This window comes from Candidatus Babeliales bacterium (assembly GCA_035455925.1).
Taxonomy (GTDB): domain Bacteria; phylum Babelota; class Babeliae; order Babelales; family Vermiphilaceae; genus SOIL31.
This window is the reverse complement of sequence record DATIEE010000030.1, coordinates 1-4,147: the sequence shown is the minus strand read 5'-3', so window position 1 is coordinate 4,147 and position 4,147 is coordinate 1. Positions and strand designations below refer to the sequence as shown.

Annotated in this window: 4 protein-coding genes; 1 reads left to right on the top strand and 3 read right to left on the bottom strand. The window is 29.4% G+C overall.

Features of this window, described 5'->3' with window-relative positions; all coding sequences use genetic code 11:
• Together VLB80_04840 and VLB80_04835 are read right to left on the bottom strand one after the other, a co-directional pair.
• On the bottom strand, positions 1–512 hold a 512-nt coding region (locus tag VLB80_04840), incomplete at its 3' end, for a hypothetical protein (protein HSC25510.1).
• 150 nt (positions 513–662) lie between these two features.
• A complete protein-coding gene (locus tag VLB80_04835; protein ID HSC25509.1) occupies positions 663–1,301 on the bottom strand; it encodes a hypothetical protein in 639 nt (212 codons plus the stop codon).
• A gap of 386 nt (positions 1,302–1,687) precedes the next feature.
• Between VLB80_04835 and VLB80_04830 the strand changes: the two genes are divergently transcribed.
• Positions 1,688–3,685 carry a hypothetical protein gene (locus VLB80_04830; protein ID HSC25508.1) on the top strand — a complete coding sequence of 666 codons (1,998 nt, stop codon included), beginning with the start codon at positions 1,688–1,690 and terminating at the stop codon, positions 3,683–3,685.
• A 57-nt stretch (positions 3,686–3,742) separates the two neighbouring features.
• Here VLB80_04830 and VLB80_04825 read toward each other — a convergent pair.
• On the bottom strand, positions 3,743–4,147 hold a 405-nt coding region (locus tag VLB80_04825), incomplete at its 5' end, for a glycosyltransferase (protein HSC25507.1).

Sequence of the window (4,147 nt, the reverse complement as noted above, 5' to 3'; positions counted from 1 at the left end):
TCATAGATATGCGTATTTGTACTATCATCATTCTCCCAGTGCGTAAGTTCATGATGTATACTTGCGATATGCCCATTAATTTTGACTTGTTCTTCGGGAGTAAATTGTTTTCTCTCTAATAATTCTTCTAAATCGTTGCTTACCTTATGAGGAATATACAAAATATTTTTATGAGATGACATGCTATAACTTTTATGGCCATTTTCTCCAACGATAATATGAATATCCTGTTGAATATTTCTTTTATTTTGTATGTTTTTAATAAAATTTATAATGCTTTTTGGCGCATTAGAACAGTATTCCTCCTTCTTTTCTGCCATTATAGCTGGGTGATGTATAAAGTAAGTAGCTAATAAAGGATTAAAGGCACACATAAGTTCGAACCCTGAGCACAAGGAATACAATCCTATTTTTGCAATCTTTACAGCACTATTTCGCATAGTAAATAAAGTATTTGTTTGAACAATGAGCATCAGTACGCTTAGAAAGTACATCGTATATATTTTTTTCATATATTTTACCTATTTAAAAATTATGGTTATTAAAAGTAACTCTGGTATAATGGATTTCTTAATAAAAAAGTACCTATGCTCTTTGCATTATTAACGCAATAATTTTAAAAATATACTTAGCTAGAAAATTCTAATATGAAGTGCAACTTCTTATTCATGAATAGAATCACACATGCTATAACTTCTTATTTTCATTCGTTCTGTTTTAGAAAATTCAGAAAAATCATTAAGGATATCAACACGCTTCTCTTTTATTTTTTTTATTTTTTTTCTTCTTTTAAATAAAGGATTTATATAATTACTACCATCTATAGAATCTAGTTCGAGAACTATTTTAACAGGCTTTTCAAATAGAGCGTCTTTAAGAGTTATTGTTCCTTCTTTTTTTAAGGTTTCAACAAAGTCATCAGGCAAGCTTGATGGAAATCTAAACATATGTGATTCTTTTGATTCTAATGTTAGCGGAACTCCATCTAGATAATTTTTTGTCCAACAAAAAGGATTTCGCATCCTTAAAAGAAAAAGATTAGAATTCTTAATACTAATGTATGCAGATATTACTGAATATGTATTATGTTTATCTTCCCATGCAATCCTTAATACATCACATGCATGCTCATCATTTTTATGAGAAAGATTATTAATCTTTTCATCAACATTTTCTGAAGACATCTTCTTTAAAGACAATTTAACATGAATCGTATCTATTTTGTCATCAAAACATATAATATGCGTAGCAGTAGTGATCATAATAATCATTGTTATTATGCCAATAAAAATTTTTTTCATACATTCTCCTCATGCTTAATATAATATCAAATAGAAATAAAACACGTCTATATTTAATATTATATTGTTTTTTTTAAATAATGTCAAAATTCTTTTATTGCAGATTGTTACAGTAAAGTGATAGGTTTGGCAACTACCGACCTAGATAAAAAAATATTTTTTTCTTTCAATTAATGCTGAAAAGATGAAACATTTATACAAGTTAGCTAAAGGAATTATACAATTAATAAAAGTAACACAACAAACAGGAGAGGGACCTCAACTTATTTTGTATGAGTGAAATAAAAAAAACATTGAAAAACCCTAGTTGTTGATTTTTGTTTTTTTTAATACACTGTAATTAATGAGTAACGTTACAATAATTAGTTTCTATGTGATTTTATATTATGAAATATATCAATATTATCTGTTTATTGTCTCTTTTTATATCTCAAGCCGTTATAAGTATGGTAACTTTCTCAAACGAAATGCCTATTTTTACGTTATTGACTGATGAGCAACCACCACAAGCATTTCCTATTCCTCTTGCAGTGGCGCAGCAATGCAATTATATTGATAGTCAAATAAAGTCTCCAATGAAAAAAAACCAATTTCAATGTATTATTCCTGATTCAGAGACAAACGATATTTTGCATCTTATTTCATGCTTAAGCAGTATAAGTACTATCAAAGCAACACAATCAAAAATAACTCAACGGAAAATAATAGAAAAATCTCTCGCGCAATACATTAACACACTCAATAAAATAGAACTCGTTAATCTAACACATAATGCTGATTTTCTAAACTTTTCTGACGAAACCTTTTATAAGTATCTTGTCAATTCTCTTACTCAGAAAATTATCGCAACTCCAGCGGCAGAAAGAGATTGTTTTAATAGTCTATCTCACATGAATCTTTTCAAGAGTGTTATGAAAAAAATAGTTAAAAAAACAAAAATTGATGCACTACTACTTCAAGCATACTCTGATACATTAACAGAAACTTTTCCTCCTGCGACAGAAAATTTATCTGCATGGTTATGGAAAAAAATTGGAAATATATTTTCGTTGCAAAATAGATTTGATAATATTTATTACCTCAATAATCAAACGGGAACCGTAATAACAGGATCTATGATCGGTCGTGAATATGCTTCAAAATGTACACAGTTGACGATAATTAAAAATAAACAACCTATTTTTACTCATGATCTTACTAATACTGAAAAAATTCTACATATTAGTGCCAATGATGATGAGACATTATTTATTTGTTCTATTCGAAAATCAGAAAGTTACACTAAAAACTTTGTTATAAATCTACTCAATTCAAATAAACCCATAATAGATTCATTTGGTCACTGTGTTTTTACGCAAGACAATAAAAAACTGTATATTACCAGAGGTAAAGATTTTGGTATTCTTAATATTGAAAATGACGATTTCACCGCAATTAATGTTGGTAACGCCAAACCTATTTTTGGTATTAGCTGCAATAAACTAGGAACGATTGTTATCAATACAAAAAACGAAATTTTTATCAGTGACAAACAAGTAAATGGACTTCCTGTTTTTAAGCAATTAAATTGTGATACTATTCAAAAAAAATGCCAGAAGCATTTTACACTTATTTATAATGCTTATTTGCTTCCAACGAAAAAAAATAAAATATGTCTTAGTGTGATGCATCATGCAGATCAAAATAAGAATAATCAATCATCATATATTGTAGATTGTTCATCGTTAAAAACTGTCATTTTACCTGAACCCTTTTCGCATCTCAAGCTTGATGCACATGAAATTGCGTGTATCTCGGATGATATTTTATTTTTTTGTTGCAGTGGTTTTTACGCAAATGGTTATTCTTTTAATCTTAAAACTGGTTCATTTTTGTCAAAAAAGAAAAATTGTAAGCGTACACAGCGCTTAGCTTTTACTGCTGATAATAAAAATAGCATAAATGAGATCTATACTGATAGTAACGGTTCAAAACAAAGAAAGATAAGAATTAAACCATTAATTGATGATACTATGCTATCAACAATAGATTGCTTAAATAAAGGAAATATTCCTTTGATTGTACTCAATATTGCCCAAAATGATGATACACTAATAACTCTTGATCCTGAAAATTATAATGATTATAACAATTTGCCTGACAGTATAAAAGAAGTTATTGCTGCGTCAAAAATTATTACAGAAGATACGTTGCAATCACGTCTAAAGGGTATTGCATATAGTATGTATAAAATGATGCTCCATCCGCTCAAAATAGCTTTTATCTGTAGTGGAAGTATAGCAATTGCTTTAATTTTTACTATGACATTAAATAAAACAGGGGACCCAAGAACGTCTGAAACGTTTATAAGTGTTATAGGACTAGCACTTGGTTTTATAGGATAAATATATTTTTTTACGAAAAATACCTGTGAACCAAAAAGAAATACATTACGCCGTTATTTAGTTGTTCGTAAGTAATTGATAAAACAATATTTCTAATTGCTCAACAGCATGCTTAATCTCAAATTCAGCTTCAATCTTTTTTCGCGCAGCCAAAGCAACAGGCTTCCATATTTCTGGATGTTCAATAATATATTCAAGGGTTCTTGATAGCTGAAACACACTCTTTTCATGTACAAGAAACCCTGATACGCCATCTTCGATTAGCTCAGGCGTTCCTGCATGCCATGTACCGACAGAAACTAGACCCATTGCCATTGCTTCTTTTAAAGCATTTGCAATACCTTCTTCATTACCATCCGGTCCTGTTCGTGATGGTAGTACAAAAATATGAGATGTATCTAAAATAGAAATAACCTCCTCTTGTGTTGCCCACCCATGCAAAGTAACTTTTTCTTGTAGATC

Coding starts and splice junctions, on each gene's coding strand:
- VLB80_04835 (HSC25509.1), bottom strand. CDS start 1,301: ATGAAAAAAATTTTTATTGGCATAATAACAATGATTATTATGATCACT.
- VLB80_04830 (HSC25508.1), top strand. CDS start 1,688: ATGAAATATATCAATATTATCTGTTTATTGTCTCTTTTTATATCTCAA.